Here is a 26,338-nt window from a genome sequence, read left to right on the forward strand (position 1 = left end):
GATTATGATTGTCCTTATCGCCCAGGCGGCTTCGCCTGCGCGCGCCGCGACTTCTCCGCCCCCACCACGATACACAGCACGGCCGGCCACGCCGTGAGGAAGAACAACATCCCCGGGCCCACCGGATTGGGGTTCGGGTCGCGCCAGATGCCCAGCTTGGCCAGCAGCACGATGCCCCACAGCGGCGTCCAGCCCAGGGCCATGAGCACCAGGCCCACGCGGGTCCAGCGGTTGGCGAAGAAGGCCCGGTCCGGTCTCCAGGTTGCCATCAGCAAGCCTACTCCCGCTTCTCGACTCCCACCTTGAACCCCTGGTGCCGCATCTCGCCCACGCAGCCGGTCTCGAGCCGCACCGGGTCGGCCGACTCCAGGAACCGCACCAGCAGGTTGTCCACGCACTCGATGCCCACCAGGCCGTCGAACACATGGCCGCCATGCGGCACGATCACCTCGCGCACGTTCGCGAACCGCCGGGCCACGTGCGGGATGCCGGTGACGGGGTCCTCGGCGCCCTGGATGATGAGCGTGGGCGCCTCGACCACCACGGGCGCGAACCAGTCGGCCGGCAGTTCGCCCCGCGGCCAGAGCGCGGCGGCGCGCTGCTGCTGCGCCACGCGGTAGTCGCCCAGCAGCGTTCCTGCCGCCAGGCGCGCGGCCTCCTGCGGGTCGATGAACGGCGCGTCCTCGGCGCCCGAGTACGACAGGTAGGCGCCCTCGGCAAAGGCGCCCGCTTCGCCCGGGTGGCGCGGCAGCGCCAGGTCCAGGAACGGGCCGAAGTCGCCGTCGGCGGCGTGCTGCACGATCCAGGGCACCTCGCGCCGCGACCACTCGCCGTACAGCGCCGCCCGCAGCGCCTCGACGAACACGTCGGCCGTCACCGTCAGCGGCTCGGGCTCCTCGCGGTCGGGATGGTGGTACGTGACCGCGGCCGGCGCTTCGCGCAGGCGCGCCACCAGGCCGCGCAGCGTCGCCTCGAAACCGGGTAGGCGGCATTGCAGGTGCTGTCGGCGCGGCAGTCGGCGCACAGCGCGGCGAACGCCTTCTCGGCCAGGGGCGCGTGGTACTGGGGCAGCCGCGCCTCGAGGTCGGCCGGGCCCAGCATCGCGATGGCGCGCACGTGGTCGGGATACGCGCGCGCGTAGGCGTAGGCTGCGCGGCCCCCGTAGCTGAGCGCCAGCAGGTTGATGCGCTCGTAGCCCAGCCACGCGCGCACATCGTCCAGGTCGGCCATGGCATTGGCGGTCGTGTACTGCGTCAGGTCGGCGCGCTGCTCCAGCTCGCGGCGGCACTCGTCCACCAGCTCGGGCGGGTACATGTCGCGCAGGTGGTTCTGCAGCACGTCGCGGTCGCCCACCAGGTCGCACAGCAGCGGGTTCGAACCGCCCATGCCCCGCAGGTCCACCAGCACGATGTCGCGCTTCAGGCGCAGCGGCAGCTCGGTGGCGAACCACGACGCGGCCCCGCTCGCCGAACCGCCGGGACCACCGGCCAGGTAGAAGACGGGATCGGGCTCGGGACGCTCCGCCAGCGAGGGAATCACCACCACCCACAGCGACAGCCGCCGACCGCTGCCAAGGGCGCGATTCTCGTACACGTCGAACGTGCCGCAGAGCATCGACTCCTGGCCCCAGCCGGGATTGCACTCGGTCAGCGGCAGCCTGAGCGCGGCGCGGCGCGCCGCCAGGTTGGCCCACACGCGCGGCGGCGGGCCGGCCGCCTGCGCGACGTCGACAGCCAGGGCCAGCGCCAGCGGCAATGCGAGCGAAACGGCCCGGCCCAGGCGCATCAGGAATCCTTCCGGCCGAAATCCGGATACAGCCGGACCATGCAGTCGGGACACATGCCGTGCGAGAACTGCGCCCGCGTGTGGAGCTCGATATAGGTCTCAACCTGTTCCCAGTAGCCGCTGTCGTTGCGGATCTTCTTGCAGCCGGCGCAGATCGGCAGGATGCCCTGCAGCTCGCGGATCTCGGCCAGCGCGGCGCGCAGTTCGCGCACGGTCTGCTGGCGCTCTGTGATGTCGATGGCCACCGTCAGGAAGTAGGTGTGCCCCTGGCTCTGGATCAGGTCGCCTGAAAACAGGCCTTCGACGATGCGCCCGTCCTTCGCGCGTACCTTCAGCTCGACCTCGCGGAACCGGCCCGACTTGAGCAGTTCCGCCGCGAGCACCTCATGCAGGTCGGCATCGACGAACAGGCCCATTTCGGCGGCCGAACGGCCGATCACTTCGTCGGCCGTGTAGCCGAGCGCGCGCAGGAAGGCGTCGTTCACATCGAAGAACGTGCGATCGGGCTCGCGGTTGACGGCCATCAGGGCGGGGTTCATGCGGAAGAAGCGGTCGAACTTCTGCAGCGCTTCCTGCTCCTTCGTCAGGTTCTTGCACAGCCCGAAGATGCAGTCGACCCCGTTCCAGCGCCCCATCCACACACGCGTCTCCGCCGGCACCAGCGAGCCGTCCTTGTGCTGCAGCGGCAACGGGCAGGTCTGGCGCGTGCCCTGGAACATCTCCGTCAGGATAACCGCTGCCTCCTCGCGCACCGACGCCGCATTCAGGTCCAGCACCATCATCCCCGCCAGCTCCTGCGGCGAGTAACCGAGCACGGCCGTCGTGGCCGGATTGGCGTAGAGGATGTGTCCTTCCAGGTCGCCGATCACGATGATGTCGTCGATCGTCTCGACCAGGACGCGGAAATTCTCGTCGCCGGCCAGTGAAACCGGTTTCTGTTCAGGTGAGGCCAAGGCGCGTACCTCTCGTTCCGCCCCCCATCCCCGGCTCCCGGCAGCGGGCGAGCCGCCGGGCCCCATGAGCGGGCTCAAGTCGCGGGATGATAAACGAACCGAGGCATTCTGCCACCGCATTTCCAGTGGCCCCGCGGGCCGTCCCGCGCTACCCTCCGGCCATGAACACACCATCCGCCTCCCTGCGCGCCGCCGTTGTCGGCGCCGGCTACCTGGGCCGCTTCCACGCCCAGAAGTACGCCGCCCTGCCCGGCGTCGACCTGGTCGCCATCGTCGACGTGGACCTCGACCGGGCCCGCGCCGTGGCCGCCGAGACGGGCGCCCCCTGCGCCTGCCGCCTGCTGGCCGAGGTGCCCGGCCGCCTCGACGCCGCCTCGGTGGTGGTGCCCAACGAGGCCCACTTCACCGCCACCGCCGGCCTGCTCGAGCGCGGCATCCACGTGCTGATCGAGAAGCCCGTCACCGGCGACGTCGGCCAGGCCTCCCAGCTCGAGGAAATGGCCGCCGCGCGCGGGCTCGTCCTCCAGCCCGGCTTCCTGGAGCGGTTCAACCCGGCCATCCGCTTCCTGCGCGAGCACGCGCCGCGCCCGCGCTTCGTCGAGTCGCACCGCCTGGGCGGCTACAAGGCCCGCGCCACCGACGTCGACGTGGTCATGGACCTCATGATCCACGACATCGACATCGCCCTCTACCTGGTCGACGCCCCCGTGCTCGAAGTGCGCGCCTCGGGCACCGCCGTGCTCACCAGCCACGTCGACATCGCCAACGCCCGCCTCGAATTCGAGGGCGGCGCCACCGCCAACCTCACCGCCAGCCGCGTCTCGCTGAAGGACATGCGCAAAGTGCGCGTCTTCAGCGACGGCGGCTACGCGGCCGCCGACTGCGCCACCCGCGAGAACGTACTCGTGTTGCGCGGCCCCGACGGCTCGCTGCCCGTGACGCCCGTGCCCCAGGTCGTGCGCCACGAGGCGTGTGACCCGCTGCTCGAGGAGATCAGTGCTTTTTTGGCCGCCGTTCGCGGCGACTGCGCCCCCGTGGTGCCGGCCTCGGCCGGCCGCAACGCCATCGCCGTGGCCGCCGCGGTGCGCGCGGCGATTGCGCGGCAGGCGCAGGGTTGAGCCTGGCGGAGTTGCGCCGGCGCAAGTTTGTTGAGCACGTTGTCCAGGTGATCTCGGCGAGGTGCATTTCTCCACGGAGGTTCAACATGCGCAGGATTCTCTTCGTGCCCCTGCTGCTGGCCCTGCTCGCGCCCGTCGCCACGTTCGGCGCCGACTCCCCGCTGCAGGGCAAGTGGATTCCCGTGCGCGCCGAGATGGCCGGCCTGCCCGTGCCGGCGGCGGTGCTCGAGACCATGAATGTCACCTTCGCCGGCGACGGCTACACCGTGACGGTGGGCCCCCAGGTCGACACGGGACGCTTCAAGCTCACGGCCGGCATCCTCGACTTCATCGGCACCGGCGGCCCCAACAAGGGCAAGACGATCCCCGCCATCTACGTCATGGCCGGCGACACCCTGCGCATCTGCTACGACCTGGCCGGCAAGGATCGGCCGCTCGTGTACAAGACGACGCCGAAGACGCGGCAGTTTTCGGCGGATTATCTGCGGGCGGGGAAGTAGTGCGTAGCAGGCTGGAGATCGTGCTGGTCGCGATCCTGGCCGCAACCGGCGCCCTCGCCGACGACGGCGTCTTCCGCGGCGCCGGCGGTGCCGTCGAACTGTCGAGTTCCAGTCATGTGCGCATGGTCGCCGAGGAAGTCGTCTTCGACTGCACCGACCCCGAGCTCGCCCACGTGAGTTGCCTGTTCGTCGTGGTCAACGAAGGACCGGCCGACACGCTGCTCATCGGCTTTCCCGACTACTGGCCCGACACGCAGGACGACAGCACCATCGGCGACGGCGCCTCGGCCCTGCGCGACCTGCTGATCATGGTCGACGGCGAGACCATCATTCCGCAGGCAAGACCCGTCGTCTCCGCGCCGGCAGGCTCCTGGAACCAGGCCCACGTCTGGACCTGCACCTTCGCCCCCGGCCAGACGCGCGTGCTGCGCACGGAGTATCGCCATGTCTATTCCGTTACCACCTCGTCCAGCCACGTTATCGACTACGTGCTGAAGACAGGCGCCACTTGGGCCGGCCCCATCGGCCTCGTCGTGCTGCGCATCAAGCCCGGCGACCTGCGCCTGAAGGAGCCTGGCTACCCGTCCAACTGGGACTACACCGACGGCGAGTATCACTCGCGCGCGACGAACCTGGAACCCACGCGGGACATCTACATCGGGATGGGCAGCCCACGCCTGTACGCCGACCACATCCTGGGCACGTGGCGCTACTTGCACGGCACCGACGATGCCCTCCGCGAAATCCGCGAATCCGTATACATGAACGGCAGCACGCCCGAGTTCCTGGCTGAAATCCGCGCGGCCCTCCCCGACACCGTACCCGAGCTGCGCCGAATGGTTGAGGAAATCACCGCGGAGCGAAGGGCGAGGGTGCGGCGCTAGAGCCCGCCCACCGGCGCCGCGTCGCCTGCACATGCGCCGGCGCAAGTCCCCCGCTGCTCATGCGCAAACGCATGACACCGGCTGCAAAGCGTGACCAGATTATCCGCCCGGTTCGACCCGCCACGCAGGCGCGACACCACATGATGCACTTCCAGAAACATCGTCGACCGACAGCCCGGCGTGGCGCACCGGTGCCGATCGCGCGCCAGCACCGCCGCCCGCACCGAAGGCGGAATCGTCGCCCGGTTGGGACGCCCCGGCTCCTGCACGCGCGCGTCACACGCCAGCGCTTCCACTTGCGCCGGCGCAAGTGGGCGCTCGCCGCGTCCGGTCACGACGGTCGCGGCCGCGCAGTCAGGGCACTGATGCACCACGACCTGCACCGGCGAGTGGCCGTGCTTTGGCCGAGTCTGTTCGCTCGCCTCATCGCCGGCCGGCTCTGCTGAAAGCAGCGCCTCCAACCCGGCCAGCACCAGGTCCACGCGGTCCACGCCCGGCCCCGCCACGCGCAGCTTGCGCGCCTTTTCGATCAGCGCCTCGAACCGCGCCAGCTGCAGGGCGTCGGCGCGCAGCGAGATCGTCGTCACGGGCGGAGCCACTTCCGGTGTGCGTGCCGGCTGCATCTCCAGCTGGCCGGGATCCGCCGACCGCCTGGCAGCAGTGCGCGCCGCCTGCACCTCGCGCGCCAGCTCGCGCCGCCCGGTCGTGGCCGCCTTGGCCACCCACGCGACCTGCGTCTGCGTCGTGGCCACGCGGGCCACCTGCTGCGCCTTCGTCCAGCCTATCGTGCCCGTGGCCACCGCTTCGCGCAGCACGGGCAGGCGGTCGAGGTCATCGGCCAGCCGCTTGAACTGCCAGTAGCGGTTCAGGCTGAAGCCGAGCGCCTGCGTCGCATACAGCTCGAGACTGGCATGACCCAGTTCGCGATACAGCGCCCGGCGCTGCACCTCCGCGAACCACAGCACGGCGCACTCGCGCGCGCTGTCGCAGGCAGCCAGGGCCTGGCGCAACGCGGAATCGACCTGTTCGGCGGCCTGATCGGGAGCAAATGACGGCAAGACGATGGTCCGGTTCATCGTGGGACGCCTTTCGCTGGGTGTTCGGGAGGTTGGAGTCAGTATAGCAGAAAAATTCGCAACCGCAAGTGGTTAAATAAGTTGCATGTGTTATCGCGGTCTCGATAACGCGATATCGCAGTCGAAACCGGGAGCGCGCGCGTCGGACAGCTTTGTCTGCCGCATCATGCGGTTGAGGCGAGAAGCGTCCATTCGGGGCTGCAGGCCATGCCCGCCTGCTTCGGAAATGCAGTACCTCACCAGTTCGCTAGTCGGATTGACCCCGCCGTCGTGTCCGAGCCAGATAGAGAAGAAACAACCCGACGACAGACACGCCTGCCCAGGATGCGATCCAGGCCAGACGCTCGCCCCGTGTATCTATGTTGAATCCGAAGAAATCGACAGATAGCGGAAAGACTCCGAAGAGGGCCAATGTCGCGACCCCCGCAAGCACAGTCCCGAACCCGACCAGGAGGCCACCGGTCACTTTGAGTCTTGTCATTCGTGGCCTTTCAAAAAGGGGTGAGCCTCCATCCGCCTGACACGATATCGCCGTTTGGAACGGACGGCAGCTAGGTTCGCCGGAACTTGCGCCGGCGCAAGTGCCGGCCCCCCGTCAGTCAACGCCCTGCCCGGCCTCCCTGCCACCGATCTGCACCACCAAAGCCACGCCCCAGAAACTTCTCTCGCCCGATACGGACCCGAAGCCCTGCAGGCCCCAGCCCACCGCTGCGCGGGTACCGGTCAGCACCTGGGCTGCCCAGGCGATGCCCGCCTTGTCGAAGAACTCGCTTTTCCGGGGCACTCTCGTACACACAGCAGGTCGGCTCGAAGCTCGTGCCGCCCTGGTCGCGATACAGGAGGCCGACGCCGGCCCCCACCGACACCAGCACGCGTTGGCGCGACAGGACGCGTTCATAGAGGAATGCCACGTCACCGCTCGACTGTTCGAACCCGACCCGGGCATGGCGCAGGGTCCAGATGTGCGCATCGCGCAGGATGCTGCCGCCAAGCAGGAAGCCCGCTTCGTCGAACAGTTCGTTCGACTCCCGCGAGTCATCATTGCCGCGGCCGATCCCCACCGTCAGCCATTCGCCTTCAGGGGTGGCCCGGCCTGGCACGGCACAGATCAAGAGGCAACTCATCAGCACCAGGACATGAATCAGTCCGCGATGCACCGGCATGGCTTCACGCACCCTTGTTCTTCGGATCCCACGCCATCGGCTCCCACAGCTCGACCTTGTTCCCGTCCGGATCCATGATCCAGGCGAACTTGCCGTTCTCGGCCGACTCCGGCCCCTGCAGCACTTCCACGCCGGCGGCCTTCAGCTGCTCCAGCATCTCGCCCAGGTTGTCGACGCGGTAGTTCACCATGAACGAGGACTGGCTGGGACTGAACCACTGGCTGTCCCGCTTCGCGAGGCACCACACCGTCAGGCCCTTGTCCTCGGCCTTGTCCTCGGGCCACCTCAGGATGGCGCCGCCGAAGTCTTCCAACTTGAGGCCCAGATGAGTTTGATACCATGTCGCCAGCGCGGCGCTGTCGCCCTGGCTCTTGAAGAAGATGCCGCCGATACCGGTGATCCTGGCCATCGTTGTCCTCCTGTTCAGGCCTGTTTCAACTTTCGGCCATGGGATGCGACCCAGATCGCTCCCGCGATCAGGACCTGCGGGATCAAAATCGCCCACATCGCCAGGATGTTGCCCAGCGAGGTCAGATACCCTGTCATCACGTAGTGGACCGCAGTGAAGATCGCGGCGCCGAGCGGAAACGCGATCAGGAACGTGACGACGTACTCCGTACCCGAGGACATCCTGTGCAGGCGCGGCAGGAGCACAAGCCACAGCGCGACGATGGCCGTGCCCGTCACGACCGCAACGGGCCATTGGACGGCGATCTGATTGGCAGAGCCGGACAGATGCCAGGCCCAGAACCCAATGACGCCCGAGGCCAGGTTTACCAGCGAGATGAAGGTGGCGTTCAGCAGTCGTCGAGCGATTCGCATACCCGGACCTCCCATGGATCAGGTGGCGCCACGCACCCGCCGCGGCCACAAGAACGCGTACTGCCACAGTCCATTGAACAGAAGTCCCGGGATCACGAAAAACCACCAGCGGTGATCCTGGAAGGCCAGGTAGATCGGCGTCCAGGAGAACAGGGTGCCCGTTATCGACCCGAACAATCGCAACGGCCAGGGCCCCAGCCCCATGCGCGCGCCGCAGGCCGGGCAATTCAACGAGTGCGGCTGGGACAGGAACAACTTACGGAAGGAGAGCGGCTGCGAACAGTACGGGCATCGTTTGCGGAATAATGACATGACCACTCCTCGAGCCATACCTGCGCCAGGCGAGCGCCACCCGAGGCACCCGGCGACTAGCTTCCCGATTCGGACCGGTCCAATCTTGCCGTCAGCACCGCCAATGCTACCACAACGATCACCGCAGTGACAGCGACGACCCCGATCGCGACCGAGGCGATGCCGCCCTGGTCCTCGACTTCAAGCCGCGACAACTCCGCTGCGGTCAGCGTCCATTCCTGAAGCCCGTAGTTCCCGACCCGACCGATGGTTACGGAACTGTCCGTCACGGCCGTGATCTCACCGGAAACGGTTTCACCGGAGACCAGCACTGCACGCGCATTGGCGCCGACGGCAGCCCACGCCAGGCCGGATGACCGGGAGTCCGCACGGGGCATGGCGCCCGGCAACCGGACCGGGACGTAGCGCGCGCAGCCTGGTACGCCCGAGACCAGTGCGCAGGCCAGGCAGATCCTTGCGGCGGCGGCGTGCTTCACGATCGCGCTCCGGGGCCGGCGGGGGGGGCGGGGGGGGGGGGGGGGGGGGGGGGGGGGGGGGGCCTCATGGTCGATGCCCGAATCCGCCATCACGCCAACCCCAGCACCCTGCGCGCCGCAGTCCCGTCCTTCGCCAGTTGCGTGGTCAGGGCGTCCACGCCCGCGAACGTCGCTTCGCCGCGCAGTCGTTCGATCCACTCCACCTTCACGTTGCGGCCGCGCAGGTTGCCGTCGAAGCCGAAGATGTTGGCCTCGATGCGCGGCTGCGGCAGGCCGCCGCCGTGGAAGGTGGGAACAAAGCCGTAGTTGAGCATGCCGCCGAACACGGCCCAGTCGCCGGGGGCGGCGCTCAGCAGTTCGCCGTTGCGGTCGACCTCGGGCAGCGACTCGGTCACGCGGGCCAGCTGGCCGGGACCGCCGGCGGGGGCGCAGTCGCCGGGCACCTGCACGCGCACGGCGTAGACGCCGGTCTGCGGCAGCAGTTTCAGCGCGTCGAGGGGCACCAGGTTGGCCGTGGGGTAACCGATTTCACGGCCGCGGCGATCGCCCGGCGTGACCTCGCCCCACAGGGCGTACGGGCGGCCGAGCATGGCGGCGGCCACCTTCATGTCGCCGGCGGTGACGGCGCGGCGGATGGCGGAGCTGCTGACCACCTGGCCGTCGGCCTTCACGGCGGGGAACACCTCGAGCGAGAAGCCGAGTTCCTGCCCGAGGGCTTCGAGTGTCTGCGCGTTGCCTTCGCGGCCGGCGCCGAGGTGCACGTCGTGGCCCGCCACCAGGTGCTTCATGCCGAGGTAGCCGACCAGGAAGCGGCCGACGAACTCGCGATAACCCAGGCGCGACAGCTGCGGGCAGAAGTCGGCCGCGATCACCACCGGGCAGCCCAGTTCCTTCAGCACCGCCAGCTTCTCGCGCCAGGTGGTGAGCAGGAAGGGCGCACTGCCGGGGTCGAGCGTCTGCCGGGGATGCTGCGTGAACGTGAAGACGCCGGCGGCGCCCAGGCCCAGTCGCTCCTGCGCGGACAGCACGCCGCGAAGCAGTTCCTGGTGGCCGCGGTGCAGGCCGTCGAACGAGCCGATGGCCAGCGCACTGCCCGGCAGCTGCGGGCCGCGGCGGCCGATGCGGCCGTCGATCAGTTCGCTCACGTACTGTTCGCTCAGGCGGATCATGCGCATGACGGGTCATCCTTCACCGGCACGGCCGGCATCACCGTGTCCAGCTTCCAGACACCATCGGCGCCCGGGACGGCGATCGCCACCAGGTCGTCGTCGGTGCGCAGCTGCACCATGTCGCAGCCGGCCGGCAGGCCGGCGAACAGGTCGGCGGTCGGCTGCCGTCCGTTGCGCACCGAGCGCGCCTGTTCGGCCGTGAGCGGGAGCGACGGCAGGTGCGGCAGCGCCGCGTACGGCGCGATGATGTGCGCAGCCAGCGCCTCGCCGCCCGATTCCATCACACCGGACATCGCATCGTCGACATGAAAAGAGCCCACCGTGGCGCGCCGCAGCGCCGCCAGGTGCCCCAGCGAACCGGTGGCCAGCGCCAGGTCGCGCACCAGCGAGCGGATGTACGTGCCGCTCGAGCACGAGACCTCCAGGTCCAGCTCCGGCTGCGGCAGGTCCCAGCGCGCGCCGGTGATGACCAGCCGATGGATCGTGACCGGGCGCGCCGGCGGCTCGGCAACCTCGAGGCCCGCGCGCGCGGCGATGTGCAGGCTGCGGCCGTCGCGCTTGATGGCGCTGTAGATGGGCGGCACCTGCTGGATGAGGCCGGTGAACAGGGGCAGCGCCGCCTCCAGCTCGGCCGGCGAGGCAGGCGGCGGGGCGGTGCCGGTCACGGCGCCGTCGGCGTCGAGCGTGTCGGTCGACGAGCCCAGGCGCACGGTGGCCAGGTAGGTCTTGTCCAGGCCGAGCAGGTAAGGCGACAGGCGCGAGGCGCGCCCCAGAAGCAGGATCAGCAGGCCCGTGGCCAGCGGGTCGAGTGTGCCGGCATGGCCGATGCGGAAGCGCGCATCGCCCGGCTCGGCGCCGCGACGCCGACGCGCGCGCAGGTGCGGATAGCTCTGCGTCAGTTCGTAGAGGGCCTTCGCGGCCACCGCGCGCGAGGTGACGCCGGCCGGCTTGTCGGCCAGCAGCAACCCGCCCAGGCGCGGGTCCGCGCTCATGCGCGGGGCATGGCCGCAAGCTGCGCGACCAGGTCGTCGACCACTTCGTTCAATTCGCCCTCGATGGTGCAGCCGGCCGCGGCACGATGCCCGCCGCCGCCGTACCGCGCGGCCACCTGCTGCACGTCGCCCTCGCCGCGCACGCGCAGCGAGGCGCGCCAGGGGTCGTCGCCGATCTCCTTCAGGAAGATGACGAAGCGCACGCCGTCCACCGCGGTGGCGATGTTGACGAAGCCCTCGGTGTCGGTCATCGAGCCGCCGGTCTCGGTCAGCATCTGCCGCGTGGGATGCAGGGCCAGGATGCGGCCCTGGGCGTACCACTGGGACGTGGCCAGCACGCGCTGCATCAGCTCGATGCCTGCGCGGCGATAACGGTGCAGCGTCTGCGCCGCCACCAGCGCCGTGTCCACGCCCATGGCCGAAAGGCGACGCGCCAGCTCGAAGCTGAACGGCGCCGTGTTGTCGAAGCGGAACCCGCCCGTGTCGTTGACCAGGCCGGCGTACATGTTCGTCGCCATGCTGACGGTCATCTCGAACGGGGCGTCGTCTTCGGGGTCGACCTCGCCCTCAAGCGCCTCGGGATCGATGGTGCCCTTGGCCAGCTCGCTCACCACCTGGTGGATGAGCGTGCAGGTGGAGCACGAACGCGCCTCGATCCAGCCCGGCTCGGGCGCGCGGCGCCCGCTCACCAGGTGGTGGTCGATGGCCAGACGCGTTTCGCAGCGCGCCAGCGTCTCCTCGAGCGGACCCGTGCGGTCGATGCGGTGGCAGTCCACCAGCACCACCGTGTCGGGCGGCGCGGCGGTGAACGCGGCCGGGGCGTCGTCGCTGTTGAGCAGGTCGCCGAAGCCGGGCAGGTCGACCAGGCCGACCGGCGCGTCGGGATAACCCAGCACGCGCACCTCGCGGCCCATCGCCGCCAGGGCCTCGCCCAGGGCCAGGGCGCTGCCCATGGCGTCGGGATCGGGATTGTGGTGCGGCACCACCCAGACCACGCGCGCCAGGCGCAGCGCCGTCAGCAGGTGGGCCGGCGGGGTCAGGTCGTCCAGGCACAGGCGGCGGCGCTTCTGCTCCTCGGTGAGGAACTCGCCCTTGCCCTTCAGTTCATTGAGCAGGCCGTCGAGGGCCTCGCTGCGCGTGAGCGACTCGTCATAGATGAACCGCAGCTCCGGCGTCGAGCGCATGCCGAGCGTCTTGCCCAGCCGCGACTGCAGGAACCCGCGCGCCTTCTTCAGCCCTTCCAGCGACTGCGCCGGGTCGGCCCCTTCGCCCATCACCGTGAAGTACACCTCGGCCACCGAGTGGTCGCGGTTCAGCTTGACGCCGCCAAGGGTCACGAACCCCACCCGCGGGTCCTTGACCTGCTGCTGCAGCAAATCCGAAAGCACCTCGAGGATCGCGTGCGTCATCTTGTTGGTCCGGTAAGGATCCACGTCACTTCTCCCGCGCCGTCAGCGCTCCGTCACACGCCAGGATTCAGGCCGCGCCTGCTACATGTATGCCATGAGTCCCTCGAAGAGGCAACCCACCGTAGGCTGGTGATGGATACGAGTCCGGGCAGGCAATCCGCAGGGGCAAAGCCCCGAGGACAGCCTGCCCGGACTCGTATCCATCGCCAGCCTACAACTCGGTGCGCTTGATCTCTTCGATCTCGTAGCACTCGAGCACGTCGCCCTCTTCGATGTCGTAGAAGTTCTCGAGCCCGATGCCGCACTCGTAGCCGGTGGCCACTTCCTTCGTGTCTTCCTTGAAGCGCTTCAGTGAGTTGACCTTGCCCTCGAAGACCACGATCTCGTTGCGCACCAGGCGGGCGCGCGAGTTGCGCTTGATCACGCCGTCCAGCACCATCGAGCCGGCCACCGAGCCGACCTTCGGGATCCGGAACACGGCGCGCACCTGGGCGCGACCGGTCGAAACCTCGCGCTTGATGCTGCCGAGCAGGCCGGCCATGGCCTTCTTCAGCGTGTCGACGACCTCGTAGATGATGTCGAACACTTCGATGGTCACGTTGTGCCGCTTGGCCAGGTCCTGGATCGCCGCGCCCGGACGCAGGTGGAAGCCGATGATCATGGCGCCCACGTTCGCGGCCAGCAGCACGTCCGATTCCGAAACCGCGCCCACGGCCTTGTGCATGATGCGGATCTGCACCTCGGCGGTGTTCAGCTCCATGAGCTGGTCGGCAAGGGCTTCGACCGAACCGGCCACGTCGCCCTTGATGATGATCGGCAGTTCCTTGAGGTCGCCGGCGGTCATCAGGGCCGCCAGGTTGTCCAGGTCGATGACCTGCTTCGGACCGACCAGCTTCTGCTGGCGCTGCAGGCTGCGACGCTTGGCCGCCAGCTCGCGGGCCTCGCGCTCCGACTCGAGCACGTAGAAGCGGTCGCCGGCCTCGGGCACCGCCGAGGCGCCCAGCACCTCACAGGGCTCGCCCGGCATGACGACCTTCATCGTCTTGCCGCGCTCGTCCTGCAGGGCGCGCACCTTGCCGTCGACCATGCCGGCCAGGAAGTTGTCGCCCATCTTCAGGGTCCCATGCTCCACCAGCACGGTGAAGACGACGCCCCGGCCCTGTTCCTTCTTGGCCTCGATCACGATGCCGCGCGCCGGCCCCTTCGGGCTGGCCTTCAGCTCCAGCACCTCGGCCTGCAGGTGGATCAGGTCGAGCAGGGCCTCGATGCCGATGCCCTTCTTGGCCGAGATCTCGGCAATCATCGTGGCGCCGCCGAACTCTTCCACGGCGATGCCGTGCTGCAGCAGTTCGTGCTTCACCAGGTCCGGACGGGCGCCCGGCAGGTCGATCTTGTTGATCGCCACGATCATGGGCACACCCGCCGCCTTCGCGTGCGAGATGGCCTCGACCGTCTGCGGCATGACACGGTCGTCGGCCGCCACGATCAGGATGACGATGTCCGTCACCTGGGCGCCGCGGGCGCGCATGGCGGTGAACGCCGCGTGGCCCGGGGTATCCAGGAACGTGATCGGGCCCTTCTCGGTCGCCACGGTGTAGGCGCCGATGTGCTGCGTGATGCCGCCGGCCTCGCCCGCGATCACGTTCGTGTGGCGGATCCGGTCCAGCAGCGACGTCTTGCCGTGGTCGACGTGACCCATCACGGTCACGACCGGCGGACGATCCACCAGGTCCTCTTCCTTGACCTCGGCGACCTCGAGCACTTCCTCGCCGTACTCGGAGAGGAACTCGACTTCGCGATCGTACTCGGCAGCCAGCAGCTCGATGCTGGTCTTCTCAGGCGCTGGTTGATGGTGGCCATGATGCCCACGCTGAACAGCTTGCCGATCAGTTCCTGGGACTTGACCTGGAGCTTGTCGGCCAGCTCCTGGACGGTAATGAACTCGGTCAGCTTGAGCAGGGTGATCTCCACCGGTTCGTCGTCTTCCGTTTCGCCGCCCTTGCGACGTTTCTTCTTCCCGGCGCCTGCACCCAGTGCCGCCATGGTCTGCTTGACGGCGCGCTGTACTTCAGCCTCGTCGACCTTCTTCTTCTTCTTGCGGGCCCGCTTGGTCCTCGCGTTGAGCTCACGGGCGTCGGCCTCGTCACGACGGCGCTGGATGGCCGCCTTGATCGAGTCGCGCACCGTCTCGCTGGAGACCGATCCGGCCGCGCCGGCCGCACCGGCAGCACCGCCAATGGTCGTCGTGCCGCCGGGTGCGGTGCCGGAAGCAGCTCGCGCCGGCGGCGCCGCACGAACGATGTCACCCAGCTTGAATCCGTCGTTCTTCTTCGTGCCCAGGCGATCCAGCGGATGGGCCGCCACGGGCGCACCTGCCGGCGCCGCACCGGGCGCAGGGGCAGGGGCAGCCGGCGCCGCTTCGGCGGACGCCGCGTCGTCGGTCGCACCCTCGACAGGAGCCTCGGCCACGGGGGCCTCGGCTGCCTCGATCGCGACCTCGACCGGCTCGATGACCGGCACCTCGGGCTCGGGCACGGGGGCCGCAACGGGCTCCTCGACCTTCGGCAGGTCGACCTTCTTCACCAGCCGCGCCTTCACCTGGCGCTCGGCGGCGTGCTCCTCGCGCTTCTGGGCCAGCTCGGCCTCGCGCTTGCGCTCATCTTCCTTGCGGCGGTCGATCTCGGCCTGGCGCGCCTGCTCCTGCGCGTCCTTCTCGGCCTGCGCCTTCTTGGAGACGGCAGTCGCCTGGCCGGCCTTCTTGATGACCAGCACCTTCTGCTTGGCCACGACCTTCTTCTTGGTCACCTTCTTCTTGGTGACCTTGACCTCGGGCTCCGGCTCGTCGGAAGGCACCGGCTTCTCGAGCGGCTTGAGCGCGGCCACGTTCTTCAACTGGTCGGGGTTCAGCCCGTGCGAGCGCGCGTAGTTCTCGCGCGCGAGTTCACGCTTGCGCTGGAAGACGGCGTGGACCTTGTCCACATCCTCGTCTTCGATGACGCTCATGTGGCTCTTGGCCTCCACCTTCATCTTCTGGAGCAAGGCCATGATCTGCTTGCTGTCGACGCCGTAGTGGCGACCCAGCTCGTAGACGCGCAGCTTCCTCAACAACTCGCACAACCTCCGACAGCGGGATGCCCGCCGCGCCCGGCCCAATCGGCCCGGCGCCCAGACGTCACCCCAGTTTCCGGATCCCGTCGACGAAACCCGGGTCGCACACGCTCACGATCGAGAGCTTGTTGCGCCCCAGCGCCGTCGCCAGGTCGGCGCCCGTGACCGCGTTGGTCACGAACCCGCGTACCGGCTCCAGCCGCAGCGCACGGTTGCGCTGCGATGGCCCCATATCAGCCGCCAGGATCACCAGCGGCAGCTTCCCCCGATGCACGGCCTGCTCGACCGCGCTCATGCCCATCTGCAGCTTGCCGGCCCGCAGGGCCAGGCCCAGCAGGCCCAGCAACCGGGCCGAATCGACATTGCCCGCCGCGTTGACGTCCCTGAAGCCGTCCCTGTCGGCGTCGACCTGCCTGCCGCTGCTCAACTAGTCGTCCAGTTCCGTGTTGGCGAACGGGTCGACCTTGGGCTCTTCCTTCTCTTCGGCGGCGTCGCCTTCGGGGAAGTCCTTGAACAGTTCGCCCTTCGGCATGGGCACGTCGCCCTGCTCGAACGCGGCCAGCGTCTCGTCCGACTCCATGGCGCCCTCGGCCAGCGCCGACTCGTCGAACAGCGGCTTCTCGGCCGCGACTTCCTTGGCCAGCTCTTCGTTGATGGTCTTCTCGATGAGCTTCTTCAGCTCGTCGGAGGTGACCTGGGCCGTCGACTGCAGCGTCTCGGCAAGGTCCTCGTCCACGCCCGGCACCTTGATCAGGTCGGCGTACGGCACGTCGGCCAGGGCGTCGATCGAGTCGATGCCCGAGGCCTCGAGCACGACCAGCAGCTCGGGCGTGATGCCCTCCATCTCGGAGAGCTTCATGCTCATCTCGTCGACCACGCGCTGGCGGATGCCGAACTCGCGCGCCGACACGAGGTCGATCTTCCACTCGGTCAGCTTGGCGGCCAGGCGGACATTCTTGCCCTCCTTGCCGATGGCCTTGCTGAGCTGGTCGTCGGCAACGATGACCGTGGCCTCGTTGCGGTCGCGGTGCAGCAGGATGTTGCTGACGATGGCCGGGCTCAGGGCGCGCGCGATCATCAGGCTCGGCTCCTGGCTCCAGGGCACGATGTCGACGCGCTCGCCCGACAGCTCGCGGGTGACGGCCTGCACACGGCTGCCCTTCATGCCCACGCACGAGCCCACGGGATCCACGCGGTCGTCGTTGCTCACCACGGCGATCTTAGAGCGCGTTCCCGGCTCGCGCGCCACGGCCTTGATCTCGACGATCTTCTCCTGGATCTCGGGCACTTCCTGTTCGAACAGCGCCTTCAGGAACCCGGGATGGCTGCGCGACAGGATCACCTGCGGACCCTTGGCGTTGTCGAGCACCTCGATGATGAAACAGCGCACCGTCTTGCCCTGGTGCAGCTTCTCGCCGCGGATCTGCTCGCGGAACGGCATCATGGCCTCGGTGCGGCCCAGGTTCACCAGCACGTTGCCGCGGTCGACCTGCTGCACGGTGCCCACGATGATCTCGTTGACCCGGTTCTTGTACTCCTCGAAGATCTGCGCGCGCTCCGCCTCGCGGACCTTCTGAACCAGGATCTGCTTCGCGACCAGGATGGCGTTGCGCCCGAAGTCCTGCAGGGGCAGCTCCCAGCGCACTTCGTCGCCGATACCCACCTCATCGCCGAACTCGAGCTGCGCCTCTTCCAGCGAGATGTCGGTGTCCGGGTCGTCCAGTTCCTCGACCACGGTCTTGACCATCTCGACGGTCATCTCGCCCGTCACCGGATCGACCTTGGCGTAGATGTTCGCCTCGGCGCCCAGCTTCTTGCGGGCAGCCGACTGCAGGCCGGCCTCGAGCGACTCGATGATGATCGCCTTGTCGATGTTCTTTTCCCTGACGATTTCCGTCAGGGCGTTCAGGACGTTGTGGTCCATGCGCTAACTCTCCTGCTTGTCCTTGCCGTCGGCCGGCTTGGCGCCGTCCCGGTTCTTGGGTCGGCCCTTGCGGCGTGCCGGACGTTCGCGGCGCGCCTGCTGTTTCGCATCCTTCTTCTGCCGGCGGTCCGCGTGGATGATCGCCTGCACATCGAACTCGGGATCGAGATTGCCTTCGCGCAGGCGATTGAACCCGATGGTCACCGGCTTGGCCTCCGAAGCCGGCGCCGTCGGCGCCGCTGCGGGCTTCGCTTCGCCCTCGGAAGGCGCCGGCGCGTTCTCCGACCGCGGCACGGGCCGGATGGTCACCGACGTCGTGCCCACTTCCAGCAACGTGCCACGCAGGCGCTTGGAGCCGTCGGTGACGGCCACCTTCACCTCGACGCGCTGCCCGACTGCTGCCAGGTAGTGCTCACGCGTGCGCAGCGGACGGCGCACCCCGGGCGAGGAGACCTCGAGCACGTACGCATCGCTGATGCGATCCGCTTCCTCGAGCAGCATGCTGGCGGTTCGCGACGCGGTCGCGACCTCGTCCATCGTGATGCCGCCCTCGGCCGTATCGAGGAATATGCGAAGGATGATGCGGCCACCGCCCCGGAAGACGCGGACGTCGAGCAGGTTGAACCCCTGCTGCGCCAGCTCCCCTTCCAGCAACGCAATCACTTCGGCCGCTATGCGGCGCGGTTCGAATCGCGTGCTCTCGGGGGCTCCGGGTTCGGCCAATGCGTGGCCACCTTCCATCGGGCTCAAAAAAAAAGTGGACTAGAAGCCCACCTCAAAAAGCCCACCTGCGTTGCCGTGGGGTCTCTGGGTGATGCCAATATACCCGACGGGGCCCCGCGCGGCAAGCTCAATCGCCCGGGGAGGTTCCGCGGACGAGCCCTGCGGGCGGGCGCAGGCGGGCGGGCGGTGCACCACCCGCGGCCCCCGCCGCCGCCCTGGCCTGCATTGTCAATAATGACAATGAATTGCCGCATCGGTTTCGATTGTTACTTGAAGACCCGCGCCGGCACTTGCGCCGGCGCAAGTCCTCACTGCGAAAGACCAGGCCTCAGCGCACCAGCGCCAGGCGCCGCGCGGCCACCGCCCCGCCGCATTCCAGCCGCGCCATGAACACGCCGCTGGCCCGGCCCGACGGCCGCCACTCCCGCTGCACCGGTCCGGCCGCCACGTCCCCGTCCAGCAGCACCTCCACCAGCCGTCCCTGCAGGTCGTAGATCGCCAGGCGGGCAGGGCCCGCGGTCGGCGCCTGGAAGCTGAGGGTCGTCGCCGGATTGAACGGGTTGGGCGCCGTCCGCAGGGCGAGGTCCGGGGCGGCCGGCAGGTCCGCCGCAGAGGACTGCTGCCAGGCCTTCGTGAACACGCCATCAGCCTCGGTGCCGACGGCCAGGAACGAGAAATGCGCGTCGAAGTCCGTGATGACGTCGTCGAGGTTGGCCGACCAGTCGATCCAGTCACCAACAGTGGTGCTGCCGTCGCCGCCACTCACGATGTCACTGCTGAGCAGGCGCCGATCGTCGGTCAGGACGTAGATCCGGCCGGAGAAACTGGCGGGACCGCCGACGAAGCGCACCTTGCGGCACGCATCCGACAGGATCGATTCCCAGGGGTCCGATTCCGAGTTGCGAAAATAGAGGCCGGCGTCCGTCGCTGCGAAACCGAACGTGGGGCCCAGGGTCTTGTCCGGAATGCCGTAGACCAGGTCGTCCTCGACAAACAGGTCAAGCACCGGCTCTGCCGGCAGGCCGTCACCATCGGGCACCCAGGACAGGCCGTGATCATTGGTCCACGCCACCCCGGTGTCGCCCGCGAGGTAGAAACGCACGAGCGGCGGCCACCCGGTGCCAAACTCGATCGCCGAGGAGAATCCGATCGGATGTTCGAGCCCGTGCCCGGTCAACGGCACCCAGGTGTCGCCGTTGTCGCCCGACTGGAAGGCACTCCCGGCAGCACCGACGCCGGGTACGCAGGCCCACAGCCGGTAATTGTCGAAATACGCGGAAAAGTCCACCTTCGACAGCGGGCCCGGCAGTCCACCCAGGCGCACTTCGGTCACGCCATCGGCCAACGCAGTCAGGGCGATGGCGCCCAGCCCTCCGTCGTCCACGCGACCGGTGATGACGCGGTCTTCGCGGTACGGCGAACGGCCGACCGCCGTCACCGGCCAGCCGGCCGCGCCTTCGCGCGTCAGCGGCAGCCAGGTTCCTGTCGGGAGGTCGAGGATGTGCAGTCCATCGGAGGCGCCCACGTAGAGATCACCCGACATGAGCTCGACAACGTGCACGTCCGCGCCAACCAGGCCGCGCGGTGCCCAGGGTATCTCGACCGGATCGGTGGCGTGGGCCAGGCTTGTGACCAGCAGCAGGGTGGTCATCGTCAAGGCGGTGTTCAGTCTCGTCATGGCATTTTTCCCTTCCCGGCCGCCGGGCGGCGGCCTCCCTGCCATGACGATAGCACTTCTCCGGGAATGCCGGGACACCATTGTGAACCGGCGCCGCACTGTCCTGCTCAGCCGGCAGCCCCCAGCACGTCGATGACCCACGGCGCCACATCGCATTCGCTGACCCAGGCGAACGGCTCGTCGCGGCGCCCGAGCGGGTAATGCTCCTCCACCCGCTTCAGCCCCGCGCGCCGGTACACTTCCAGGAAATCGGCCCGCTCCCAGAGCACGTCGTCGACCGGGCGACGATCGGGCACGTCGAGCATGATGATGCGCACCACATCGCCCGTGCGTGCCTGGTGGTTCTCCGGGAAATCCTTCGTCGAGAACGAGAGCCACTCGTGCGTGTAGATGTCGGGCGACGAAAGCAGGTTCACCAGGCGGCCGCCGGGCGCCAGCCGCGCGCGCAGCTGCGACAGGAGCGCCACCTTCTTCTCCCAGCCGGGCACGTTGTCGAAGGTGAAGGCCGAGAGGATCAGGTCGAACGGCCCGGGCACGTGCGCACCGAGGTCGCCGTCGGCCACCTGCACGTACAGGCCCTGCGGGTCGCGGCCGCGCGCCAGGTCGAGCATCGCCGCCGAGATGTCGGCGCCGCAGGCCTCGTAGCCCAGCTGCTTCAGGAAGCGCGTGGAGCGGCCCGCGCCGCAGCCGAAGTCCAGCGCGCGGCGTCCCTGCGCCGGCGCGTGCCGCTTCACCAGCTCCGGGATGTCGCGGAACGCCAGATGGTACGTGGCCGGGTACTCGAGCTGGTCGTACGAGGCGGCGCGCGCGGCGTCGTCGTAGGCGTTGCTGAAGTCGCGATCGTCGCTCATCGGGAAGTTCCTCCGGTACGGAAGGTCAGGGCAACGTTCATTCCCGCGTGCAGGCTGTGGTCGTTGCCGGCAATCAGCGAAGGACGCAGCATCAACAGGCCGCTGATGTCCACGCCCAGCCGCGGCCCCAGCGGCAGCACGGCGCCTCCCTGCACGGTGAATCCGGGCCCGGCGGCGCCGGCTTCCGCGGCGCGCGCCCCCGCTTCGTCAAAGGTCTCGTCGAAGTGCGTCCAAACCAGGCCGCCCTCGAGGTAGCTGTAGTTGTCGTTCTCGCGCGGGTGCTTCAGCCGCGCGCCGACCGTCACGAGCAGGTCGGTGGCGTGCGCCTCGACATTGACGCCGCTGGCTTCGGTCCCCTCGACCTGCTGCAGGCGCCGCACCCCCACGCGCAGGTGGACCCGCTCACTTGCGGCAATGCGCACCCCGGCCAGCCCCACCGGCGTCACGCTGCCGCCATCCTCGGCGTTTCCGACCGCGCCGCCGATCCCCGTGTCGATCATCGCCCCGAACACGAACGGCACCCGGCTGCCCTCGCCCAGCAACTGGAAGTCGATGTCTTCGGCGGGGCAGGCCGCGCCCACTTCGTCGATGATGTCGCGGCCGTCGAACGCCAGCACCGCCCTGACCTGCAACGGCGCCAGCGTCGTCACCGTGCCGTCGCTGCCGGTCAGTTCGAGCAGGTAGCCACCCAGGGCCCAGGCCAGCGACACGTCGGCGTGCCGCGCGCCGTCGGTTGCGACGACCGTGACGTGCGTCCACGAGGTGGCGGTGTCCGGCGCGGCAGTCGCCCGGCACGGCACGACGCCGATCAGGAAGATGAGGGCAAGGATGAAAGCAGGCAGGGTCCGGCGATGGGACATACAGCAACCCCCGGAAGGCGCGGTCGTGACCGGCAGCCCCGCACGGACGTCGGGGCGCCGGCTGGCGCCCAACGATAACAGGAGATCACTGCCAGCGAAAGATCCGTACCGCCACGCCGAACCCGACCACGCCCCAGGCCAGGAGGATGAGCACCGGCGCCCACAGCGCGCCCAGGCCGAGGCCGTCGTTCATGATCCCGCGCAGCGCATCGTTCAGCGCCGTCAGCGGCAGCGCGCGGATGAACGGCAGGGCAAACTCCGGGAAACGCTCGTAGCTGAAGAAGGTGCCCGACAGCAGCCACATCGGCAGCTGCACCAGGTTCATCCAGCCGCTCACGGCTTCCATGGTGCGGGGCCGCGCGGCCACCAGCAGGCCGATGCCGCCGAAGCTGAGCGCACCCAGCAGCGACACCAGCCCGAGCGCCACGATGGACCCGGCCACCTCCACGCCGAACAGCAGCCTTCCGGCGCCGGCGATGGCCAGCACCTCGAGCCCCAGGAACGCCAGCCGCGACAGCGCGATGGACAGCAGGTAGTCGCCCCGCCGCATGGGCGTGGCGGCCAGCCGCTTGAGCAGCTTGTTCGTGCGTGCGATCACGACCGAGAAGCCGATGCCCCACAGGCCGCTGCCCATCAGGTTCAGGCCGATGAGCCCCGGGATGAGGAAGTCGATGTAGCGTGCGCCGCGGCGCGGCGTGTTCTCGTCGCGCGAGGCCAGCGTGTCGGCCCGGCCCCAGGCGCGCTGCACCACGTCGTCGACGAGCAGGCGCGCCGCGCGGCCCTCGGCGCGGGCGCCGTCGTAGCGGTAGGTCAGTGCCGGGGGACTGCCGGCGTCTGCCGACGTGGTTCCGCCGCACCCGCATCCAGCGCGACGATCACCTCGACCCGCGTCTTGCGCAGGGCCAGCGACGCGGCCTCGTCGTCCAGCACCTTCACCTCGAGCAGCGGCGAGGCGCGCAGCTTCGCCTCGAGTTCGGCGCGCGCCTCGGGGGCGCCCGCAGCGAGCAGCGCCACCGGCGTGCGGCCGCCGTTCTGGCTGCGGAAGGCAATGCCCAGCGCCACGGCCATCAGCACCGGGAACACGAAGACCCAGAACACGGCCTCGGGCTCGCGCACGAACTCGAGCACGCGCGCGCGCGTCAACTCCATCAGCGCACCCGCGCGCCGACCCGGGTCAGCCTGCCTACTGCTCACGCAGGCCCCTCCCGGTCAGGTGCACGAAGACATCCTCGAGCGTGGCCTGGTGCGTACTGAGGCTGTCCATGCGCAACCCGCGCGATTCCAGCAGCGCGATGATCGCCGGCAGCGTGGCGCCGGCCTGGTCCACGCTCAGCACCCAGGCGGCCTGCTGCGGCGTCACCGAGCGCACCCCCGGCAGAGCGGCGAGCGCGCTTTCGGCGAGAACGCCGTCACCCGGCTCGCCATCAATCGTGAAGGTGACGATCTGGCTGGCACCCAGCGAGGCGATGAGCGCCGCCGGCGTGTCCTGCGCGATGATGCGCCCGTGGTCGACAATGGCCACCCGGTCGCACAGCCGCGCGGCTTCCTCCATGTAGTGCGTGGTCAGGATGACGGTGCCGCCCTGCGCCTTGAACTGCTCCACCAGTTCCCACACGTGCAGCCGTGCCTGCGGGTCCAGCCCCGTCGTCGGTTCGTCGAGGAACAGCAGCTTCGGCGCGCCGACCAGCGCACAGGCCAGCGCCAGCCGCTGCTTCTGCCCGCCCGACAGCTTGCCCACGCGTGCCGACCGCTTCTCCTGCAGCCCGGCCACCTCGATCACATCCTCGATGTCGCGCCCCTGCTCGAAGAAGCTGCGGAACAGCCGCACCGTCTCGCGCACGGTCAGCTTCTCCGAGAGCTTGGTCTCCTGCAGCGCCACGCCCACCTGCTGGCGCAACTGCCGGTCGCGACCCCGCCCCCACTGCTCGCCGAGCAGCGTGATGGTGCCGCCGTCGGGCGTGGTCAGGCCCTCGAGCATCTCGACGGTTGTGGTCTTGCCGGCGCCGTTGGGCCCCAGCAGCCCGAAGCACTCGCCCGGCAGCACATCGAGGTCCAGGCCGTCGACGGCCAGCACGTCGGGGTAGCGCTTGACGAGGCCGCGGCAGGAGACGGCGGCGGTGGTGGCGTTGGGCGCGAGCGGGGTCACGGGCGGGACCAGCCTCCGGCAATCGGGCACGGTTCGTCGGGGAATCCCCACATGGAAGCACGGGTGCCGGGAGGGCGCAAGGCAGCTCAGTGCGTCGCGATCCCGCGGCTCTCGACAAAGGCACCGTCAGCCGCCAGGTGCACCCGCAACACGCGCGACTGGCCGGGACCGGCGCCGTCGCGCGCCAGTTCCACGGTCACGACCGTGTCTCCGCTGTCCGCCTTCGGCGCCGGCACGCGCACGTCGCGCACGTTCTCGCGCGGGCGCAGGTTCGTGCGCACGGCCTCGATCGCCGCGCGCACCTGGTCAGGCGTCAGTTCGCCGTAGCCGCGCACGAGACCGCCAGCACCGGCCAGGTCCGAGCGCACCCAGGCGCCTTCGGCTATCGATCGCGGCGTCTCGCCGGCGCGACCGGCCAGGCGCAGCACGGTGCCGCCGGTCGTGTCGCCCGCCGCGCAGGTGAAAACCAGGTAGCAATCGCTGCCGCAGGGCTCACCGTGCGCGACCACACCACCTGCCGGCATCGCGGCACGCAGATGAGCGGGCAGATCGGCCTGTGCCGCAGCCTGGCCGGCGAGCGCGAACAGGGCGCACGCGAAAGCGGTTGCGGCCAACCGCAGGCGAACGATGAACGGAAGAACCAAGGGAAGCACCTTTCCGCCGCACGGCGCCACGTCCGTGAGGGCACCCCACACGGTCGGTCGGCGCCTGCGGGACCGCAAGAGGGCATGTGCGCGTCAATCAGGGCGGGCAGCCGACGCCAGCGGCCCGGCCGCCGGGGCCGCCCCGCCGGGCCGCCCCGCCCCCCGCCGCCGGCCCCGGGGGCCCCAGCTTCAACACGCCTTCCTGCTCCAGGAGAAGAAGGCGGCCAAACCGCTGGTCGGAGACCCGGTCGCGAAGCCGGTGATCAACGACCCCCGGACGGCAGGCCACACCGTCGCGGACTTCGCCCGCGAACGACTTCCGGAAGCCACGCCGTGCGCGGCCAGATCCGGTCCCAGCGCTGCCAGGTGCGACGCGAACAGGCCGCGCACTGCCGCCGACGGCGCTGAACCCGGCCACGACCAGCGGCGTCGCGTCCGTGGCATCCAGGACGTTGGTCCCGCGGAACGCCTCGTCGATCAGGACCAGCGACCGCCGGCTCCCGGCCACCAGTTCGAGCAGCCTGCTTCATGCGGCGGCCACGCCGAACCTCGGCTCACCGGGCCCCGCCCGGGGGGCCCGCCCGCCCCCGCGCGCGCCGGGCCGGTGAGGGCGGACGCCGGCGGTCCAGGTCGTCGGCCGTGTTGAGCGCGGTGAACAGCGCATCGACCGGCGCGCCCCCCCCCCCCCCCCCCCTTCTGCCTTGTCCCGCCCCCGGGGGGCCCCCTGCCCCCGTGATGCGCGCCCCCGGGGCGGCGCGCGGGGGGCGCCCGGCCCCGCAGCACCCCACGCCCGCAGCGCGCGGGGGGGGAGCCGCCGGGGCGCGCCGGACCAGCCGGGCGGCCCGCCCCGCGCGACAGCCCGGCGGCCGGGCGCGCCAGGGGGCGGGGGGGCGGGCGGGGGGGGGGCGGGGCGGGGGGGGGGGGGAGGGGGGGGGCGGCCGGGCGCGGGGGGGGGGGGGGGCAGCGGGGGGCCGGGGGCGGGGCCGGGCGGGGGGGGCGCCCCCCGCCGCCCGGCGGCGGCGCCGCCCGCCCCCCCCCCCCGGCCCCCCGCGCAGGACTTGCGCCGGCGCAAGCAGGCCCCCTCCGACACCCCCCCCCCCCCCCCCCCCCCCCCGCCCCCCCCCCCCCCCCCCCCCCGCCCCCCTCCCCCCCCCCGCCCCCCCCCCCCCCCCCCCCGCCCGCCCCCCCGTCGCCCCGCCCCCCCCCGCCCCCCCCACCGCCCCCCCCCCCCCCCCCCCGCCCCCCCCCCCCCCCCCCGGCCCCCCCGCCGGCCGGGGGGGCCGGGCCCCCCCCCCCCCCCGCCCCCCCCCCCCCCGCCAAACCCAACCCCGGCGACCCCCCCCCCCCCCGCCCCGCCCCCCCCCCCCCCCCCCCCACCCACCCCCCCCCCCCCCCCCCCCGCGGGCCAGCAACTGGGCGACGCCAGACCGACTTCAGGAATCGTGGACCAGGGGGGGGGGTAGGGGACGGCCGCGCCCCCCCCCCCCCCCGGGGGGCCCCCCGCCAACGGGCCCCCCGGGGGGGGAAAAGGGCCCCCACCCCCCCCCCCGCCCCCCCCCGCTCTTGCCCGCCATGTTCGATCCGGTCAGGAAGATCACGTGCGCATTCGCTGCCGGAGACTGAGTTCGTTGCCGACGGCCGCGGCCTCCAGCAGCGGATGATGGAGACCGCCTGGCGGCAAATCGCGGTTCAGCGTCCGCGACTTCGGGCGCAGTAGCCGCGATCAACGTCCGAATGAGGCCAAT

28 protein-coding genes are annotated in these 26,338 nt (G+C 70.0%); 3 read left to right on the top strand and 25 right to left on the bottom strand.

Annotated elements, in window-relative coordinates; genetic code table 11:
- Positions 1-14 precede the first annotated feature (14 nt).
- From IPG61_02640 to IPG61_02655, 4 genes are read right to left on the bottom strand one after another with little or no spacing between them, the layout of a single operon-like run.
- The gene (locus IPG61_02640) at positions 15-269 is read right to left on the bottom strand and encodes a hypothetical protein (protein MBK6732988.1); all 255 of its coding nucleotides are present in this window, start codon (positions 267-269) and stop codon (positions 15-17) included.
- A gap of 8 nt (positions 270-277) precedes the next feature.
- Positions 278-952 carry an alpha/beta hydrolase gene (locus tag IPG61_02645; GenBank protein ID MBK6732989.1) on the bottom strand — a complete coding sequence of 225 codons (675 nt, stop codon included), beginning with the start codon at positions 950-952 and terminating at the stop codon, positions 278-280.
- Positions 880-1,785, bottom strand: coding sequence for an alpha/beta fold hydrolase (locus IPG61_02650; protein ID MBK6732990.1), 906 nt, complete (start codon positions 1,783-1,785; stop codon positions 880-882). Before IPG61_02650 ends, IPG61_02645 begins: the two co-directional genes overlap by 73 nt.
- Complete coding sequence (locus IPG61_02655) at positions 1,785-2,738, bottom strand: PAS domain-containing protein (protein MBK6732991.1); 954 nt, start codon at positions 2,736-2,738, stop codon at positions 1,785-1,787. The genes IPG61_02650 and IPG61_02655 overlap by 1 nt, the downstream gene beginning before the upstream one ends.
- 161 nt (positions 2,739-2,899) lie before the next feature.
- Between IPG61_02655 and IPG61_02660 the strand changes: the two genes are divergently transcribed.
- From IPG61_02660 to IPG61_02670, 3 genes are all read left to right on the top strand, one after another.
- Positions 2,900-3,856: a Gfo/Idh/MocA family oxidoreductase gene (locus tag IPG61_02660; GenBank protein MBK6732992.1), complete on the top strand. Its 957-nt coding sequence runs from the start codon at positions 2,900-2,902 to the stop codon at positions 3,854-3,856.
- 86 nt (positions 3,857-3,942) lie between these two features.
- Positions 3,943-4,356 carry a TIGR03067 domain-containing protein gene (locus IPG61_02665; GenBank protein ID MBK6732993.1) on the top strand — a complete coding sequence of 138 codons (414 nt, stop codon included), beginning with the start codon at positions 3,943-3,945 and terminating at the stop codon, positions 4,354-4,356.
- Positions 4,356-5,240 (top strand): DUF4424 family protein, encoded by an 885-nt coding sequence (locus IPG61_02670; GenBank protein MBK6732994.1) that lies wholly within the window; start codon positions 4,356-4,358, stop codon positions 5,238-5,240. The genes IPG61_02665 and IPG61_02670 overlap by 1 nt, the downstream gene beginning before the upstream one ends.
- On the opposite strand, the gene IPG61_02675 is transcribed toward IPG61_02670, so the two are convergent.
- From IPG61_02675 to IPG61_02775, 21 genes are all read right to left on the bottom strand, one after another.
- Positions 5,237-6,316: an HNH endonuclease gene (locus IPG61_02675; GenBank protein MBK6732995.1), complete on the bottom strand. Its 1,080-nt coding sequence runs from the start codon at positions 6,314-6,316 to the stop codon at positions 5,237-5,239. The genes IPG61_02670 and IPG61_02675 overlap by 4 nt on opposite strands.
- A gap of 599 nt (positions 6,317-6,915) precedes the next feature.
- On the bottom strand, positions 6,916-7,491 hold the full coding sequence (locus IPG61_02680; GenBank protein MBK6732996.1) for a hypothetical protein: 576 nt from the start codon (positions 7,489-7,491) through the stop codon (positions 6,916-6,918).
- Entirely contained in the window at positions 7,484-7,888 is a 405-nt protein-coding gene (locus IPG61_02685) for a VOC family protein (GenBank protein MBK6732997.1), read from the bottom strand. The genes IPG61_02680 and IPG61_02685 overlap by 8 nt, the downstream gene beginning before the upstream one ends.
- A 14-nt stretch (positions 7,889-7,902) precedes the next feature.
- On the bottom strand, positions 7,903-8,301 hold the full coding sequence (locus IPG61_02690) for a hypothetical protein (GenBank protein MBK6732998.1): 399 nt from the start codon (positions 8,299-8,301) through the stop codon (positions 7,903-7,905).
- A gap of 18 nt (positions 8,302-8,319) precedes the next feature.
- Positions 8,320-8,613 carry a hypothetical protein gene (locus tag IPG61_02695; protein ID MBK6732999.1) on the bottom strand — a complete coding sequence of 98 codons (294 nt, stop codon included), beginning with the start codon at positions 8,611-8,613 and terminating at the stop codon, positions 8,320-8,322.
- Between the two features lie 56 nt (positions 8,614-8,669).
- Positions 8,670-9,089, bottom strand: a complete 420-nt coding sequence (locus IPG61_02700) for a hypothetical protein (protein ID MBK6733000.1) — start codon at positions 9,087-9,089, stop codon at positions 8,670-8,672.
- 89 nt (positions 9,090-9,178) lie between these two features.
- Complete coding sequence (locus tag IPG61_02705) at positions 9,179-10,264, bottom strand: bifunctional riboflavin kinase/FMN adenylyltransferase (GenBank protein MBK6733001.1); 1,086 nt, start codon at positions 10,262-10,264, stop codon at positions 9,179-9,181.
- Positions 10,255-11,250 (bottom strand): tRNA pseudouridine(55) synthase TruB, encoded by a 996-nt coding sequence (gene truB / locus IPG61_02710; GenBank protein ID MBK6733002.1) that lies wholly within the window; start codon positions 11,248-11,250, stop codon positions 10,255-10,257. Before truB ends, IPG61_02705 begins: the two co-directional genes overlap by 10 nt.
- Positions 11,247-12,683 carry a 30S ribosome-binding factor RbfA gene (gene rbfA / locus IPG61_02715; protein MBK6733003.1) on the bottom strand — a complete coding sequence of 479 codons (1,437 nt, stop codon included), beginning with the start codon at positions 12,681-12,683 and terminating at the stop codon, positions 11,247-11,249. Before rbfA ends, truB begins: the two co-directional genes overlap by 4 nt.
- A 187-nt stretch (positions 12,684-12,870) precedes the next feature.
- The gene (infB, locus tag IPG61_02720; protein ID MBK6733004.1) at positions 12,871-14,421 is read right to left on the bottom strand and encodes a translation initiation factor IF-2; all 1,551 of its coding nucleotides are present in this window, start codon (positions 14,419-14,421) and stop codon (positions 12,871-12,873) included.
- Entirely contained in the window at positions 14,364-15,767 is a 1,404-nt protein-coding gene (locus tag IPG61_02725) for a translation initiation factor IF-2 N-terminal domain-containing protein (protein ID MBK6733005.1), read from the bottom strand. Before IPG61_02725 ends, infB begins: the two co-directional genes overlap by 58 nt.
- A gap of 64 nt (positions 15,768-15,831) precedes the next feature.
- On the bottom strand, positions 15,832-16,194 hold the full coding sequence (locus IPG61_02730; GenBank protein MBK6733006.1) for a ribosomal L7Ae/L30e/S12e/Gadd45 family protein: 363 nt from the start codon (positions 16,192-16,194) through the stop codon (positions 15,832-15,834).
- Positions 16,195-17,691, bottom strand: a complete 1,497-nt coding sequence (gene nusA / locus IPG61_02735; protein ID MBK6733007.1) for a transcription termination factor NusA — start codon at positions 17,689-17,691, stop codon at positions 16,195-16,197.
- 3 nt (positions 17,692-17,694) lie between these two features.
- Complete coding sequence (locus IPG61_02740) at positions 17,695-18,414, bottom strand: hypothetical protein (protein ID MBK6733008.1); 720 nt, start codon at positions 18,412-18,414, stop codon at positions 17,695-17,697.
- 328 nt (positions 18,415-18,742) lie between these two features.
- Positions 18,743-20,092 (bottom strand): T9SS type A sorting domain-containing protein, encoded by a 1,350-nt coding sequence (locus IPG61_02745; GenBank protein MBK6733009.1) that lies wholly within the window; start codon positions 20,090-20,092, stop codon positions 18,743-18,745.
- 107 nt (positions 20,093-20,199) lie between these two features.
- Positions 20,200-20,943 (bottom strand): class I SAM-dependent methyltransferase, encoded by a 744-nt coding sequence (locus tag IPG61_02750; GenBank protein MBK6733010.1) that lies wholly within the window; start codon positions 20,941-20,943, stop codon positions 20,200-20,202.
- Positions 20,940-21,803: a hypothetical protein gene (locus IPG61_02755; GenBank protein MBK6733011.1), complete on the bottom strand. Its 864-nt coding sequence runs from the start codon at positions 21,801-21,803 to the stop codon at positions 20,940-20,942. Before IPG61_02755 ends, IPG61_02750 begins: the two co-directional genes overlap by 4 nt.
- A gap of 85 nt (positions 21,804-21,888) precedes the next feature.
- On the bottom strand, positions 21,889-22,551 hold the full coding sequence (locus tag IPG61_02760; GenBank protein ID MBK6733012.1) for an ABC transporter permease: 663 nt from the start codon (positions 22,549-22,551) through the stop codon (positions 21,889-21,891).
- Positions 22,552-22,613: 62 nt separating this feature from the next.
- The gene (locus IPG61_02765) at positions 22,614-22,997 is read right to left on the bottom strand and encodes a hypothetical protein (GenBank protein ID MBK6733013.1); all 384 of its coding nucleotides are present in this window, start codon (positions 22,995-22,997) and stop codon (positions 22,614-22,616) included.
- Positions 22,987-23,949 carry an ABC transporter ATP-binding protein gene (locus tag IPG61_02770; protein ID MBK6733014.1) on the bottom strand — a complete coding sequence of 321 codons (963 nt, stop codon included), beginning with the start codon at positions 23,947-23,949 and terminating at the stop codon, positions 22,987-22,989. The genes IPG61_02765 and IPG61_02770 overlap by 11 nt, the downstream gene beginning before the upstream one ends.
- A gap of 86 nt (positions 23,950-24,035) precedes the next feature.
- Positions 24,036-24,593, bottom strand: a complete 558-nt coding sequence (locus IPG61_02775; protein MBK6733015.1) for a hypothetical protein — start codon at positions 24,591-24,593, stop codon at positions 24,036-24,038.
- Positions 24,594-26,338: the final 1,745 nt, after the last annotated feature.

The organism is bacterium (assembly GCA_016703265.1).
Classification (GTDB): Bacteria; Krumholzibacteriota; Krumholzibacteriia; order LZORAL124-64-63; family LZORAL124-64-63; genus CAINDZ01.